This is a genomic window from Nocardia implantans, from assembly GCF_035544775.1.
GTDB lineage: Bacteria > Actinomycetota > Actinomycetes > Mycobacteriales > Mycobacteriaceae > Nocardia > Nocardia implantans.
In genome coordinates, this window is record NZ_JAYKYQ010000010.1 from 232,018 (window position 1) to 247,647 (window position 15,630).

General features: G+C 70.1%; 15 protein-coding genes. 14 read left to right on the forward strand and 1 reads right to left on the reverse strand.

Translation table 11 applies throughout. The features are described from left to right. Positions 1-49: 49 nt before the first annotated feature. Positions 50-676 carry an NUDIX hydrolase gene (locus U3653_RS24070; RefSeq protein WP_195082288.1) on the forward strand — a complete coding sequence of 209 codons (627 nt, stop codon included), beginning with the start codon at positions 50-52 and terminating at the stop codon, positions 674-676. Positions 677-761: 85 nt separating this feature from the next. On the opposite strand, the gene U3653_RS24075 is transcribed toward U3653_RS24070, so the two are convergent. After that, positions 762-1,091, reverse strand: coding sequence for a YnfA family protein (locus tag U3653_RS24075; protein ID WP_323124443.1), 330 nt, complete (start codon positions 1,089-1,091; stop codon positions 762-764). Between the two features lie 411 nt (positions 1,092-1,502). Between U3653_RS24075 and U3653_RS24080 the strand changes: the two genes are divergently transcribed. The 13 genes from U3653_RS24080 (at position 1,503) to U3653_RS24140 (ending at position 15,628) form a co-directional block, all read left to right on the forward strand. Next, on the forward strand, positions 1,503-2,480 hold the full coding sequence (locus U3653_RS24080; protein WP_195082290.1) for an alkaline phosphatase family protein: 978 nt from the start codon (positions 1,503-1,505) through the stop codon (positions 2,478-2,480). A 344-nt stretch (positions 2,481-2,824) separates the two neighbouring features. Continuing rightward, positions 2,825-5,233, forward strand: coding sequence for a RelA/SpoT family protein (locus tag U3653_RS24085; protein WP_195082291.1), 2,409 nt, complete (start codon positions 2,825-2,827; stop codon positions 5,231-5,233). A gap of 299 nt (positions 5,234-5,532) precedes the next feature. Beyond that, the gene (locus U3653_RS24090) at positions 5,533-7,131 is read left to right on the forward strand and encodes a cutinase family protein (RefSeq protein ID WP_195082292.1); all 1,599 of its coding nucleotides are present in this window, start codon (positions 5,533-5,535) and stop codon (positions 7,129-7,131) included. A 57-nt stretch (positions 7,132-7,188) separates the two neighbouring features. After that, positions 7,189-8,157: a DUF8176 domain-containing protein gene (locus tag U3653_RS24095; RefSeq protein ID WP_195082293.1), complete on the forward strand. Its 969-nt coding sequence runs from the start codon at positions 7,189-7,191 to the stop codon at positions 8,155-8,157. 15 nt (positions 8,158-8,172) lie between these two features. Next, the gene (locus U3653_RS24100; protein ID WP_195082294.1) at positions 8,173-9,051 is read left to right on the forward strand and encodes a MinD/ParA family ATP-binding protein; all 879 of its coding nucleotides are present in this window, start codon (positions 8,173-8,175) and stop codon (positions 9,049-9,051) included. Then, positions 9,048-9,710 carry a DUF6668 family protein gene (locus U3653_RS24105; RefSeq protein WP_067811318.1) on the forward strand — a complete coding sequence of 221 codons (663 nt, stop codon included), beginning with the start codon at positions 9,048-9,050 and terminating at the stop codon, positions 9,708-9,710. Before U3653_RS24100 ends, U3653_RS24105 begins: the two co-directional genes overlap by 4 nt. Before the next feature lie 51 nt (positions 9,711-9,761). Beyond that, positions 9,762-10,058: a hypothetical protein gene (locus U3653_RS24110; protein WP_195082295.1), complete on the forward strand. Its 297-nt coding sequence runs from the start codon at positions 9,762-9,764 to the stop codon at positions 10,056-10,058. 8 nt (positions 10,059-10,066) lie between these two features. Next, entirely contained in the window at positions 10,067-10,342 is a 276-nt protein-coding gene (locus U3653_RS24115; protein ID WP_228826988.1) for a hypothetical protein, read from the forward strand. A gap of 31 nt (positions 10,343-10,373) precedes the next feature. Further along, positions 10,374-11,030, forward strand: coding sequence for a DUF8175 domain-containg protein (locus U3653_RS24120; RefSeq protein WP_323124420.1), 657 nt, complete (start codon positions 10,374-10,376; stop codon positions 11,028-11,030). After that, entirely contained in the window at positions 11,027-11,839 is an 813-nt protein-coding gene (locus U3653_RS24125) for a DUF8175 domain-containg protein (RefSeq protein ID WP_195082296.1), read from the forward strand. The genes U3653_RS24120 and U3653_RS24125 overlap by 4 nt, the downstream gene beginning before the upstream one ends. A 23-nt stretch (positions 11,840-11,862) precedes the next feature. Further along, positions 11,863-12,672, forward strand: coding sequence for a DUF8175 domain-containg protein (locus U3653_RS24130; RefSeq protein WP_195082297.1), 810 nt, complete (start codon positions 11,863-11,865; stop codon positions 12,670-12,672). Further along, entirely contained in the window at positions 12,666-14,141 is a 1,476-nt protein-coding gene (locus U3653_RS24135; RefSeq protein ID WP_195082298.1) for a hypothetical protein, read from the forward strand. The genes U3653_RS24130 and U3653_RS24135 overlap by 7 nt, the downstream gene beginning before the upstream one ends. After that, a complete protein-coding gene (locus tag U3653_RS24140) occupies positions 14,138-15,628 on the forward strand; it encodes an SCO6880 family protein (protein ID WP_195082299.1) in 1,491 nt (496 codons plus the stop codon). The genes U3653_RS24135 and U3653_RS24140 overlap by 4 nt, the downstream gene beginning before the upstream one ends. Positions 15,629-15,630 lie beyond the last annotated feature (2 nt).

A 15,630-nucleotide genomic window follows, 5' to 3' on the forward strand; every position in this document is an offset into this window, starting at 1 on the left:
GCGAGAGGGGTCCACATGCCGGGAGGCTGGTCGGGCAGGATGGGGCGGCGTGGAGCAGTCCGTTGTGTCGGTGGATGTCGTGGCGTTGCGGTTCTGGGACGAGGACGGCGGCGTCCGGTTCGGGATCGCCCCCCGGGCGATGGAGCCGTTCGCGGGGCAGCAGGCCCTGCCGGGTGTGCTGCTCGGGCGAGGCGAGCGGCTGGCCGTCGCGGCGCGGCGAGCCGTGCACACCAAATTGGGCGTCCCGGAGGAAGCCATCGGGGCGGTGGGGCAGTTGGTGACCTTCGACGAGCCGAACCGCGACCCGCGCGGGCCGACGCTGTCGATCGCGATGTGGGCGGTGGTGGGACCGCACGAGGGCCCGGCGCGGTGGATCGAATTCGACGAGGTGCCCGAGCTGGCGTTCGACCACAATCGCATCGTCGGCGTCGCCCGCGGCGTTCTGACGCGGCTGCTGTGGAAGGACCTGACGTTCACCCGCGCGCTCCTCGGCGCGGAGTTCCCCGCGACCAGGGCGGTGGAGGCCGTCACGGCGCTGTCCGGGACCCGTCCCGATGCCGCGAATCTGAACCGGACGCTGGCGGCCATCCCGGGTCTGGCGCGCACCACCGAACGGCGCCGGGTCAAAGCAACCGGCCGGCCTGCCGCGGTGTGGGCATTCGGCGCGCCGGAGTGAATGGCGCGCACGCACCGTGGGGCGCTCGGGCGATGCCGCGTGGGGGTTCCCGAGGTGTCGTGCCGGCGTCGACCGAGGGCACCGGTCAGCGGCGGGGCGCGTACATGATGACCGCCACGCCGGCGAGGCAGATCGCCGCACCGAGGTAGTCCCAGCGATCGGGGCGGAACTTGTCCACCAGCACGCCCCAGGCCAGCGAGCCCGCGACGAAGACACCGCCGTAGGCGGCCAGGATGCGGCCGAAGTTCGGGTCCGGCTGGAAGGTGGCCACGAACCCGTAGGCGCCCAGCGCGAGCACGCCCGCGGCGATCCAGACGACGCCGCGCTGTTCCCGCCAGCCTTGCCACACCAGCCAGGCGCCGCCGATCTCGGCGAGCGCGGCGAGGGCGAACAGCAGCATCGAACGGGCGACGATCATGGCGCGGACGATACTGGCGCGTGGGCGGGCGGCGACATGAACCCGGCCCGACCTCGGGAACGGCGTAGCCGCGCCCGAGCACCGGATGGGAGACGTCGCGCACCGGCACGCCACCCTCGGTGCGGCCGAATATTCTCCACGCGTAGGCATGTCCGTGGACGGCGAGCACCGCCCCGCCCGCCTCCGCCGCCTCGTGGCAGCCCCGTCCGAGGTGAATCTTCGGCCGCAGTGCGAAACTTCGCGTTCACCTGGAAGCGACCACCCGTGAAATCGGTATATAGCTGTCGGCTATTCCGTGTTCGAGGCCTGTTCAGCGAGGCTACGGGCAATGTGGTGCGCGATGAAACGTCCATGAACACTGTCGCGGCAGGCTATCGCACGTGCCGGTCGGTCCCGCATGGTCGCGGTATGAGCCGAGCGCAACTGCTGGCGAAAGTCGTTGCCGTCACGGCGGCCGCGTTCCTGCCGCTGTCCGCCGCGGCCGGAGTCGCCCACGGGGATGCTCCCGCGGACAAAGTGGTCGTGATCGGACTGGACGGCCTGATGTACGACAAGATCGAGCAGGCACCGGCGCCGAATCTGCTGCGGCTCAGCGCTGCCGGCTTGCTGAGCCGTTCCTCCATCGCCCCGCACATCACGATCTCCGGCCCCTCCTGGGCCACCGTGCTGACCGGGGTGTGGGATCGCAAGCACGGCATCACGAACAACGAGTTCACCGCCGAGCCGTTCGCGCGGTACCCGACGGTGTTCACCCGGCTGGAACGGGCCCGGCCCACCGCGAAGACCCAGTCCATCGCCACCTGGGACCGGATCGCCACGATGACCGGCAGCGGCAACCCGCGCGCCGACGTCGTCGTCTCCACCGCGCCCGTACCGGACGATCCGGACGAGTCGCGCACCGATGCCGCCACCGCCGCGGCCGTGGTGACCGCGATCGGCAGATTCGCGCCCGACCTGTTGTTCACCCATCTGGACCAGGTCGACCACGCGGGTCACCACGCGGGCGGCGCCTCGCGCGCCTACCTCGACGCCGTGACGCGCGTCGACGTCCTGGTCGGGCGCATCGTCGCCGCCGTGGACGCTCGCGCCGCCGCCCACCCCGCCGAGCGGTGGACCGTCCTGGTCACCGCCGACCACGGCCACACTCCCCGAGGTGGACACGGCGGCCAGTCCACGGACGAGACGACCAACTTCGTCATCGCTCGCGGCCCGGACTTCCGGCCCGGCGCCACCAGCACCCGAGCGACCCTGGTCGACATCACCCCGACCGTGCTCGACCTGCTCGACGTCGCCCCCGCCGCCGATCTCGACGGTCGGTCGCTGCGCTCCGAGCCCGGCTCCGGCCGGACGCCGTTCGCCGGCGCACAACCCGCCGCGATTCGCTGACCGCCCCTGGTCCCGCATCGACTCGCATTCCTGGCCGGATCGTGCGTCGCCGGGTCGCCGCACGGGTATAAGAGCTGGTAGGAGCAAGTTGGGCGACCCGCCGACAGCGTCGAAGCCGCGAGGGAGGCTTTCGAGTCCCACGCACGGACGGGTCCCGGACGCGGCACTCGAAAAGGATGACGGGAACCGCTTCGCAGCCGCGCCGGTCGCTGCTACCGGCACCCCGGCGGGCATCCTTCGTCCGCGGAACGGACGTCGGTGCTCCGCCCGGACTAAAGTTGGTGGTCCGGGAGGTTGCACCGGTCGGATAGGGTGGTCCGATCGAGGCGCGGAGAGGTGGTGGCATGACTCAGCATCTGGGCGAGGCGAAGGTCGAGCAATCGACGTCGGGCCCGCGGCCGAACGGTGCGGGCGCCACCGACGCCGCGCAGTCCCCGAAGCCGCAGGCGCAGGCGAATCCGGCGCCGCCGCGGCAACCCGGCACCTCCTCCGCCGTTCCGACCTCCGCGTCGCGCCGGGTGCGGGCCCGCCTGGCCCGCCGCATGACCGGGCAGCGCGGCATCGCGGCGGTCAAGCCGGTGCTCGAGCCGCTGGCCACCGTGCATCGCGAGCTGTACCCGAAGGCGAACCTGACGCTGCTGCAGCGCGCGTTCGATGTGGCCGACGAGCGGCACAAGCATCAGTTCCGCAAATCGGGCGACCCGTACATCACCCATCCGCTCGCGGTGGCGAACATCCTCGCCGAACTCGGCATGGACACCACCACGCTGGTCGCGGCGCTGCTGCACGACACGGTCGAGGACACCGGCTACAGCCTCGAACAGCTCACCCAGGACTTCGGCTCCGAAGTCGCCCACCTCGTCGACGGCGTCACCAAGCTGGACAAGGTCAACCTGGGCGCGGCCGCGGAGGCGGAGACCATCCGCAAGATGATCATCGCGATGGCCCGCGACCCGCGCGTGCTGGTGATCAAGGTGGCCGACCGGCTGCACAACATGCGCACGATGCGTTTCCTGCCGCCGGAGAAGCAGGCCAAGAAGGCCAAGGAGACGCTGGAGGTCATCGCGCCGCTGGCCCATCGCCTCGGTATGGCGACGGTGAAGTGGGAGCTGGAGGACCTGGCATTCGCGATCCTGCATCCGAAGAAGTACGACGAGATCGTCCGGCTGGTCGCCGACCGCGCGCCCTCGCGCGACACCTATCTGGCGAAGGTGCGGGCCGAGATCGTCAACACGCTGGCCGCCTCCCGGATCAACGCGATCGTCGAGGGCCGCCCGAAGCACTACTGGTCGATCTACCAGAAGATGATCGTCAAGGGTAAGGACTTCGACGACATCCACGACCTGGTCGGCATCCGCATCCTGTGCGACGAGGTGCGCGACTGCTACGCGGCCGTCGGCGTGGTGCACTCGCTGTGGCAACCCATGGCGGGCCGGTTCAAGGACTACATCGCCCAGCCGCGCTACGGCGTCTACCAGTCGCTGCACACCACCGTGGTCGGGCCGGACGGCAAGCCGCTGGAGGTGCAGATCCGCACCCAGGACATGCACCGCACCGCGGAGTTCGGCATCGCCGCGCACTGGCGCTACAAGGAGACCAGGGGCAAGCACTCCACCGACACCGCCGAGGTCGACGACATGGCCTGGATGCGCCAGTTGCTGGACTGGCAGCGGGAGGCCGCAGATCCGGCGGAGTTCCTGGAGTCGCTGCGCTTCGACCTGAAATCGCCGGAGATCTTCGTGTTCACGCCGAAGGGCGACGTGATCACGCTGCCGCAGAAGTCGACGCCGGTGGACTTCGCCTACGCCGTGCACACCGAGGTGGGGCACCGGTGCATCGGCGCCAGGGTGAACGGTCGCCTGGTCGCCCTGGAGCGTCAGCTGGAGAACGGCGAGGTCGTCGAGGTGTTCACCTCGAAGGCGCAGAACGCGGGACCCAGCCGCGACTGGCAGAACTTCGTGGTGTCCCCGCGCGCCAAGGCCAAGATTCGCCAGTGGTTCGCCAAGGAGCGCCGCGAGGAGGCGCTGGAGAGCGGCAAGGAGCAGATCTCCAAGGAGGTCCGCCGCGTCGGGCTGCCGCTGCAGCGGCTGATGAGCGTGGACGCGATGACCGCGGTCGCCCACGAACTGCACTACACCGACATCTCCACGCTCTACACCGCCGTCGGCGAGCACCAGGTCTCCGCGCACCATGTGGTGCAGCGGCTGATGGCGCAGCTCGGCGGCATCGGCGACGTGGAGAACGAGCTGGCCGAGCGCTCCACCCCGTCGACGACGCCGAGCAGGCAGCGGGTCACCGGTGACGCGGGCGTGCTGATCCCCGGCGCTCCCGGCACGGTCGCCAAGCTGGCGAAGTGCTGCACTCCGGTGCCCGGCGACGAGATCATGGGCTTCGTGACCCGCGGCGGCGCGGTGAGCGTGCACCGCACCGACTGCACCAACGCAGGCTCCCTGCGTGAGCAGTCCGAACGGATCATCGATGTGTCCTGGGCCCCGTCGCCGTCCTCGGTGTTCCTGGTCGCCATCCAGATCGAGGCGCTCGATCGCACGCGGCTCCTGTCCGACGTGACCAAGGTGCTGGCCGACGAGAAGGTCAACATCCTGTCCGCTTCGGTGGCCACGCACGGCGACCGGGTGGCGATCAGCAAGTTCACCTTCGAGATGGGCGATCCGAAACATTTGGGGCACTTGCTGAATGTGGTGCGCAACGTGGAAGGCGTCTACGACGTCTACCGCGTCACCTCCGCGGCCTGACGCGCACGCCCCTTGCGAATAGCTGTCAATTAACTGGAAGCGCAAGGGGTTTCGTTCGCTCCCAACTCGGCTCCAGGGGTTGCCATTCGGGGCGCGGTGCCGGAAACTTGTCGGACCCTTCCCCGGAACGCGCCACCGCGTGTCGCGTTCAACTCGGTGTGTCCTGGAAGTTTTCCGTCGATGCGGCAGTAATAGCCGGAATCTGTTACGGTCTATTGCGTTTCATGGCGTTGAGGTAGCTGCGGCAGACGACTTGATTGCGGATCGCTATGACTGGATACTCGGCAAGACTCTCGGGGATGCTGGTAGCACTCGCCGTGGCTGTGGCGACCGCCGGTGTCGCCGCGGCGGAGCCGCCGGATCCCGCCGGTCCGTCCACGCAGATTCGCCTCACCACCTGCCCGGCCTTGTACGCCTTGGGAATTCAGGGCACCGGTGAGTCGTCGCCGGACGCGGCGCCCACCACCGACACCGGCATGCTCTCCACCGTGTTCCGTCCGATGATGGCGAAAGCCCCGGACACCGGGCTCGTCGATCGGGCCTATGTACCCTACGAATCCGGCTTCGGCGGCGCGACAGCCGGTGGCGCGGCACCCTATTCGGAATCCGTGGCCGACGGCCTCGCACGTCTGCGCGGCATGGCCGCTACCGTCGCTGATGCCTGCCCGAACAGCCGCTTCGCGGTGGTCGGCTATTCCCAAGGCGCGCACGTCGCCTCGATGTTCGCCCAAGAGATCGGACAGGGGCGCGGTGTGCTGCCCGCCGAAAAGATCGCCGCGGTCGCGCTGTTCGGCGACCCGACCCGCAATCCCGGTGCGCCGCTGTTTCCCGGTGCGCCCGGCAAGGCGACGCCCGACCCGGCGCCGGGGACCTCGGGCGACCGGCTGGTGTCCATCGCCGCACTGCCGCAAACGCCTGCCACCGGCGGCGGCATCGGCCCGGAACGAGACAAGGCCGCGAACTTCGGAGCGCTCACCGGCCGGGTGGCGAGTTTCTGCGCGGCGGGCGATCTCGCCTGTGACGCCCCCGACGGCGCGCCCATCCTGAAGGCGGTCGCCAACGTGGCGGGCCAGTCCAAGCTCAGCGGCGGCGACCCGATCGCCTCGCTGGTGTCGATCGCGCAGGCGTTGGCGTTCACCTCCATCAAGACCGCGACCGAAGTGGTGAAGGGGGACATCCAAGGCAATTCGCTGGCCACCCTGTCGATCTCGCCGCGGAAGTCGATCTCGCAGCGCCTGGCCGACGCCTCCGACCCGCGCACGCCGCTGGATCTGCCCGCCGCGCTGCAGGCGCTGCTGAAAGTCGGCATGATCGGCTTGAACTCCGTGATCGCGGTGGTCCGCACGGTCCTCGCCCCGGCGAACATCACCGAGCTGGCCACCGCTGGACTGGCGAACCCGCCCGCCGCCCTGCTGTCGCTGGGCGCCAAGCTGCTCGGCGCCGTTCCCCAGCTGATCCCGCCGACCACCGGCGTCCGTCTGATCACCCAGGCGTTCGACGCGGTGGTGCAGAACATCACCGACAACAGCGAGCTGCTCAACACGACCACCTGGGTGCGCTACTGGGACACCGTGCAGCGCCACACCGCCTACAACAGCGCCACCGTCTCGGCGAACGGTGCCGTTCCCACCCGGTTCGTCGCGGACTGGTTCGCCGCGATCGCGCGCGACCTCGCCGACGCCTTCGGCGGCGAGGCCGAGCCGAGGGCGGTGCCGCAGCGGCAGCCGACCGGATTCTTCGGGGACGGCTCCGGCGCGTCTCCCACGCCGAGTTCGTCCGGTACGGGACAATTTCCGTTCGGGACAGGAGCCGATGGCGCCTCATCCAGCGGCGTGACATCGATTCCGCCCACCGACCGAACCGGCACACCCAGCACCTACCCGTTCTCCACGAACTGATCGCCGAGAGGGTCCGACGATGCGACACTGCGTGCCCTGCTCTGCGGGAATGGGGGAATGTTGAAGTCGTACAAACAGCTTTCCCGCTGGTACGGCGCTCTGGAGCCGGAGGAAGGGGCGCCGGAGGCGGGCGAGCGGGACGAGGCGAACACCATCGCTCCCGCGGACGACGACGCGCCCTCGCGCTACCCGGACCACATCCGCGACGACGCCGAGCCGTGGCAGCGCAGGCCCGATGAGATCCCGTCGGACCTGCCCGCGCAGCGCAGCGAATTCACCGGCGGGTGGTCGGATTGGGTGGTGACCGGCCGGGCGCCCGGCCCCGACGACGACTACGTCCCGCCGCGCCGGACCGGTCCGGCGCCGTTCCCGTGGGCAGGCGACGACGAACACGAGCCGGTCGAGCGGCCGCGCCCCACGGTGTCGCGCGCGCTGCGGCAAGCCGCCCGTGACCATCCGGCCGTCCGCAGGGCCCGGCTGGTGCTCATCGGGATCGCGGCGGTGGTGATCATCGCCGTCGCCGCGGTGGGCGTGCTGCTCCTGCTGCGCTCCGCCGCCGATCGCGCCGCGCTGCCGAGAGACACGCATATGTCCGAGTCGGTGCAGCTCACCGTCGGGGGCGCGCACGCGGCAGGCGATCCGCGCGCGGTGAGCGCGGGCGCCTGCCCGACCGAGCGCAGTGACGCGATCGTGCGCAGCGCGGAGGCGGGCGGCGCGGGCTCCGGCCCCGATGCGGTGCTGTCGTTCCAGTACGCCTACTACGTCGAGCGCTCGGGGGAACGCGCCCGCGCGGCCGTGGCCCCGGACGCCGACGTCCAGCCCGCCTGGGTCATCCAGCGGGGGATCGACTCCGTCCCGATCGGCACGACGCACTGCGTACGGATCGTGACGGTCGCGGACAACCGGTATTCGGTGGAGGTCACCGAATACCGGCCCGGCGGCGCGCCCGCCACCTACAGCAGGCAGACGGTCACCACCGCGGTGATCGACGGCCGCACCCTGATCACGGGTATCACGGCCGGATAAAGGAGAGCAGAAGCGATGGGAGAGGACTGGAGCCGCTGGCTCGACGAGGCGCCCGGGGAGGGCGCCACATCGAGCCGGCCGGTGCGTTCCAAGGCTCCGGTGGTGCGGTTACGGCGCGGCAAGGGCGACGGTTCGGAAGCGGATCGTCCGGCGCCGCGGCCGATCCTGGTGGTCGGCGGGTGCGGTGGTGCGGGTACCACCACGACGGCACTGGGTCTGGCGGGTGAGCTGGGCACGGGGGGAACGCCGACGGTCGCAGTGGACGCCACGTCGGCGGGCAGCGATCTGGCGCTGCGCGGCGCGGACGAGCACCTGCACCCGATCAGTTTGCAGTCCTGGTTGTACGGACGCGGCGACGACGAGCCCGCGCCGTTGAAGGAGTGCCTGTCACGGGCGACCTCCGGCATCGGCCTGCTGTGGCGCGACGCGGCGCCGCTGCGCAGGCGTGCGACCTATCTCACGGTCGCCCGTGCCGTGCGCGACGCCGGATACACCGCCGTCTACGACGGGGGACATCCGATTGCCGCCCGGCAACTGCTGCCCTTGCTCGATGACGCGGATGTCGCTCTGGTACTTGCCATTCCGGCTCGCACCGACGCGGCCAACCGGCTGCGCGTGGCTCTGGAATGGCTCGACGACCAGTTCGGTGAGGCCGAGGAAGGACATGGCGGCGGCATCGTCGGCGACACCACCATCGTCGTCTCGCACCAGTATCCCGGTGACGACTCCCGGGTAGCGGATCATTTGCGCGAGCACCTGTCCGGGTGGGTCCGCGATATCAGGGAGATTCCCTACGATCCGCATCTGGCCCGCGGTGAACTCGTGCGGCACGCCTCGCTGGCCGCCGAGACGCGCCGGGCGTATGGGCGCCTGCTGGCCGGGGTGGCATCATGACCGCCGCCATGATTTTTCCGCGTCAGCCCGACCCAGCGCCCGCCGGTGTGATCGCTCCGCCGGAGTCCCGCCGTGCCGCCATCTGGGACCGCCCCGTGCCGGGCGTCGGCCGTGCGCCGCTGGTCTGGCTGCTGGGTGTGCACGGCGGGGCCGGAGCCAGTACCCTCGCGCATGTGCTTGCGCCCGCGGCGGATTCGGGCCGCCGCTGGCCCGGCGTCTTCGACCGCGAAAGTCCGTTCGTCGTCCTGGTCGCCAGAGAGACCATCGCCGGTCTGTCCCGCGCGCACGACCTTCTGCGCCAACATCTTTCGGGTTTCGCCGGTCCCTGCGACGTGCTCGGCCTGATCACCGTCGCCGCCAGGCCGGGACGGATGGCGCCCGAGATCCGGCGCTACCGCGACGTGGTCGGCTCCCTGGCCGGACAGGTATGGCAGGTGCCGTGGTACGAGGAGTGGACGCTGGTCGAACCGGAGCAGCTGCCGGTGTGGTCGCCCGGCGACCCGGTGCCGCCGAGGAAACGCAAGCTCGATCTGCTGGAGGAAGTCCCGCTCGATGTCCGGGAGCTCGGCGCCGACATCGTGGCGGCCGCTCGGACGGCACTGGAGGAGGCCAGCTACGACCGCGGGTCACCGGATCTGCGCAAGCCGCCCGATGAGTGAACGTCCGCATCGCATCGGCGACCACCACCCACTATTCGAGAAAGGCACCCGATGAGCACGCTCATCCTCGCCGTGCAGGACACGTACGGCACCGTACTCGCGCAAGTCGGTAATCCGACGCCCGAGGCGCCGCCCGGCTCGGAGAAGATCCTGCAGTTGGTGCGGTATCTCACGTGGTTCGTCCTGCTGTCGGGGATCTGCGGCATCGTCTACGCGGGCGGCAAGTTCGCCTGGGAGAAGTGGACCGGCGGTGGTCTGGAGTCGCCGAAGATGGTGGCGGGCGCGATGATCGGCGGCGTGGTCGCCACCAGCGCGGGCACCATCATGAACGCGGTCATCGGGACCTGATGCCGACCATGGGTACCGTACACATGCTCGCGGCCGGGACGCTGGCCTACAAGCAGATGCCCGCCGACGTGCTCGCACCGCTGATGCAGCTGCTGAACTGGCTGCTGTGGTTCGTCCTGTTGGTGTGCCTGGCCTGGATGATCGTCTCCGCGGGGAAACTGTGGCTGGTCTTTCGCAGCGACCTGGCCATGAACGATGCCTCGCACGGCGTTCTGATGAGCCTGCTTGGTGCTGTGGTGGCGAGCACGGCGTCGGGGATCGCCCTGGCGTTCCTGCCCGCGTGAGCCGCCGGAGCGGGACGGGGACGACGCGGGAATGACTTCGACAGTTTTGCGGCCGGCGGACTCCGCGGCGTGGCGGCGTGACATCCGCCGCCCCGCGGCCGGAGTCGTCGGCGCCGCGCTGCTGTTCGCGGCGGTCGGCTGCGGCGGCGACGCGGACTCGGTGGGGCCGGATCTCTCGGCCGCTCCCACCGATGTGCGATGGCAGCCGTTCCAAGGGGTGCCGCTGCCGCACACCGGCCAAGGGCCGAGGTCGACGGCCGACGGCGCGGCGACCGGTTTCGAGCACTCGCCGCGCGGCGCGGCCATCGCCGCGCTGACCCATTCGGTGCGCTTGGCGGTGGCCGCGGATACGCAGTGGGCGAAAGTCGCCGCGGCGGAGGTGGTTCCGGGTCCGGCCAAGGACGAGTGGGCGATCAACCGGGTGCAGCTCTCGATCACCGGCCCGGCCGGCGCGGAGTTCGCGCCTCGTCTGCTCGGCTACAAGATCACCGGCTACACCGAGTCGCGCTCCACCGTCGACGTGTACACCGAGTACTCCGACAGATCGAAGGCGGTGCATCACACCGCCGTGGAGTGGTTCGGCGAGGACTGGAGGTTACGGCTGCCGGACCCGGATTCGACCGACCGGCCGATCGACTCGATCGACGCATTACCTACCGACATCGTGAAAGTGGAGGCACCGACGTGAGCGACAGGGAGTCGTACACGCGCGACCGTGTCTCCTTCGGGATCGTCGCCTCCGCCGCCGTGCTCGCGCTCATCGTGGTGGTCGGCATCTTCGTCTTCGTCAGCCGCGACGACGAGCCGGTCGACGGCACACCCGCCGTCACCGAAGGCCCCGGCGGCACCGGCTTCGCGAGCCCCGAGCTGGACATCCTCGGCAGGCGCGTGGACATCCCGAACAACCCTGCGGGACAACCCCTTCCGCAGGACCCGTCCCGGCAGCGCAAGCCCTCCGATCCGGACTGGCTGACCGCCGCGCCGGAGGGCACCGCCGAACCGCACGGCTGGCAGCGGGTGTACGGCGCGTCCGTCCCGTTCTCCACCTCCGACGGGCCGACGCGGATCGAGGACGACTTGGCCGTCGGATACTCGCACACCCCGCAGGGTGCGGTGCTGGCCGCGGCGCAGATCACCTACCGGCTCAACGCCCGTCCCGCCGACCGCGACCTGTATGTGCGCCAGGTCCGGGTCTCCGCCCAGCAGATCGCCGCCTACGACAAGGCGCTGGCCGACGACCGGCTGCCGCGGCAGCAGCCGGAAAAGGTGACCCGCTACTTCGTCGCCTCGGACGCGTTCAAAGTCGACGACTACGCCGACGATCTGGCCATCGTCCGGCTGGCCACCAGGGGGCCGGTGATCGACGGAAAACAGTTGTGGGCCGCGACGCGCCTGGCCATGGTGTGGGACGCGGGCGACTGGCGCCTGAAGCCGACGACCACGAACAACGCCCAGACCGAGTACATCGAGTCGTTGCAGGGGTGGACGAGATGGTGAGCCGGAGGAGGTCTTCCGATCGCATGCCGCCCGCTGTGCTGGGCGCGGGTGCGGTACTGGCCGTTGCGGTCGCCTCGGTCGTCACCGTGTTCGCCGTCCGGGACCACGACGCGGCACCCGATCAGGTGGCGCAGACGACGACGGCGGCGACCGATCTCGCCGGGGGCCCGGCTTCGGGACCCTCGTTCGCCGGATCGGGAAAGGACTCGTTCGGCCATCGGTTCGACATCCCGAAAGATCCTGCCGGACAAGCCCTTACCCAGTCGGGCGCGCCGCGGACGCCGACCGATCCGGAGTGGCTGACCGGCGCGCCGGGCGGCACGAACCAGCCGGGCGGATGGCAACAGGTGTACGGCGGCCCGGTCGTTCCGTTCTCCACGACCGACGGGCCGGCGCGCATCGACAACGGCGTTCCCTTCGGATTCGCCAAGACCCCGCAGGGCGCCGCCTTGGCCGCCGAGCAGATCTACTGGCGGACCGTGGCCCGGCCCACCGACCACACGCTGTGGCAGCAGGTGGTGATCCTCACGCCCGAGGAACTCGCCGACCGGGAGCGCAAGATCGCCGAGGGCAAAGTGCCCGACGTCCTGCCGGAGAGCGTCAAACCGCTGCTGTACGCGTCCGACGCGTTCCGAATCGAAAGCTATGGTGACGATTTCGCTGTTGTTCGTGTCGCCCGCAAGACCCGTGAGTTCCTGCACGGCGGGCGAAGTTGGGTGGCCATGAGACTCAACGTGGTATGGCGTGACGGTGGCTGGAGACTGAAGTCGTCCGCGGGCGACGCACAGCCGCTCGAAACGATCGGCTCGATCGATGGGTGGACACAATGGTGAGGCGGCTAGTCACAATCCTCGCGGTCATCTTCACGGTGATGATCGCGACTCCGACCGTGGCCTACGGCCAGACGTACGGCTTCGACGACACGTGTAACGAGATCCACGACAGCCTCGACGGCCTCGGACTGCCCGGCTTCACCCTCGGTGACGCCGCGTCGGCCGCGTGCAAGGCGGGTAACGCCGCCTCGCATCCCGGCCAGGCGGCGACGGCGGTGAAGGACAAGGCCTGGGATTCGACCTTCGGCAAGGTGGTCGATTCGCTGATGAACGGTCTCGGCGAGGCCATCATCCTGGCGCTGACCTTCTGGATGAAGGTGCCCAACGAGGCGGCCAGCGATTCCGGGTCGCTGTTCACCAAGATCAACGACTACACCTATCAAGCGCAGATCCTGTTGTTGATCGCGTCGGTGATCCTGTCCGGGGCGCGACTGGCCGAAGCCAGACGCGGGGCCGCGATGAACGAGGCGGCCGAATCGTTCCGGATGTTCACCCGCGTCGTGTTCAGCTCCTGGATGCTCGGCGCGGTGATCGTCGCGGGCACGCAGGCGTCGGACCGCTTCGCGGAGTGGATCATCGACGACTCGACCAACGGCAATGCCAAGGACCTGGCCGAGCTGATGGTGAAAACCAGTAAGCTGCAGGCTTTCTCGCCCGGCCTGGTGCTGATCATCGCGATCGTCGGCCTGCTCGGCGCGCTCGCGCAGATCGTGCTCGCCATCGTCCGGCAAGGATTGCTGGTGATCGCGGCCGGTGTGCTGCCGCTGGCGGCCGCGGCCTCCGGCATGAACATCGGCAAGCAGTCCTATCAGAAGCTCATCGGCTGGATCATCGCCTTCATGCTGTGGAAGCCGGTGGCGGCGATCGTCTACATGATCGCGTTCACCACGGCGGGCCACGTCGACTCGCTCACCCCGACCAGCGGTTTGCCCGACGGTGAACAGGCCCAGCGCATGCTGGTCGCGATCGTGCTGCTGTGCAGCGTGGCGTTCGTGCTGCCCGCGCTGATGCGACTGGCCACTCCGGCCGTCGCGATCGTCGGCAGCGGCGGTTCGGGTTTCACCGCGGCGGGCGGCACCTTGGTCGGTGTGGCTGCGCTCGGCGCCATGGGCACCAAGGCCGTCGGCGTCAGGGACGCGGCGGCGCCGGGCCGGGCCGGCTATGTGAGCGGCAGCGGCACCGGCCCGCGTCCGGGCGGCGCGGGCGGACCGCGTGGTGGCGGCGGCGCGCCACGGCCGACGCCGCCGCGTGGTGGCGGCGGTCCGCAGGGCGGCGCGGCTCCGCGCGCCTCCGGACCTGCGGGCGCGGCCGGGGTAGCGTCCGGAGCGGCCAGGACGGCAGGCCGGATCGGCGCGGCGCGCGCCGCGAGCGGCGGGCTCAGCCGGGCCGACCAAGCCATGGGTGACGTCGCGGGCGATCGCTGGACGAACCGTTCACCCGACCTCGGGAGGAGCACCATTCCGCGATGACAATCAGCGACACCTACGAGCGGCGCTCGTACGGACTCTGGCAGAAGCCGCGCAGCGCGGGCCTTTTCGGCTTGCGCTGGGAGGAAACCGTGCTCGGCTTCGCGGTCGTGATCACGGCGCTGATCACCGCGATGGTCGGCGGCTTCCAGTGGGGTGTGATCGTCGGCGGCGCGGGTGTCGTCGTGATGGTCCCGCTGGTGTGGCGGACCGGAGGTCGTTCGGGCTACGAGACGGGATTGATGATGTTCAACTGGATGCGCTCGCGCAGTCGTGGCGAGCACGTGTACCGCGGTGGCCGCTTCTCCCGGATCCCGGGCGGCGTCACCCGCTTGCCGGGCCTGCTCGCACCCTCCAAGTTGTACGAGGGCATCGACGCGGGCGGCTACAGCTTCGGCATGATCCACCTGCCCCAGTTCGCCCAGTACACCGTGGTGCTGCGCGCGTGGCCGCAGGGTCACGAGGCGGTGGATCAGCCCGTGATCGACCGGTGGGTGTCGGCGTGGGGAACCTTCCTCGCCTCGGTCGGCCAGACCAGCGACATCGTCGCCGTGGTTCCGGTGATCGACACCGTGCCGGAGACCGGAAACCGTTTGCTCACCGAGGTTTCCACGATCACCAGGCCGGAGGCGCCGGAGCTGGCCCAGCAGGTGATGTACGAGCTGGCCACCGAGTTGCCGCAGGAGCGGGTGCAATTGCTGCCGCGGGTGGCGATCACGTTCAAGGCCACCACCGCCGAGCGGCGCAAGAACCCGGCCGAAGAGGCCGTGGAGATCGGCCGTCGCCTGCCCGGCATCTGCGCCGCGCTGGCGGAAGCCGGTGTGCGCGCCCAGCCGATGTCGGCGGACGAGGTGATCTCGTTCATCCGCCGCAGTTACGATCCCGCCTCCCAGGCCGACCTCGAGGTGGCCGCGGGCGAACCGGAGGGGCACGGCCTGGACTGGGCGGACGCGGGCCCGGTGTCCCACGACGAGAAGTGGGATCACCTGGTGCACGACGGTGGCCGGTCGGTCACCTGGGAGATGGACGCCGCGCCCGAGGGCGCGGTCGACGAGCGGGTGCTGCAGCGGCTGCTCGCACCGAATCCCGAAGTGCCGCGCAAACGTATCGCGATCGTGTACCGTCCGCATTCAGCCGCCGACGCCGCCGAGATCGTCGACGACGATTTCAAGAACGCGTTGGTGGCCCAACAGAGCGAACGCGGAGTCGTGTCCGCGGCGGCGACGCTGCGGGTCGGCGCGACTCAGCAGGCCCGCGAAGAGCAGGCCAGGGGTCACGGTGTGACCCGCTTCGGGGCGCTGGTGACCATCACCGAGCCCTTGCGCGGTGACCTGCCGCGTATCGAAGCCATCACGCGCGACCTGTCGACCCAGGCGCGCCTGAAGATTCGGCGGTGCTACCGCTACCAGGCGGCGGCCTTCGCGGCCTCGCTCGGTTGCGGGGTGATCCTGCCGGAACACGCGACAATTCCGAAGGCACTGGCGGGGTGAGC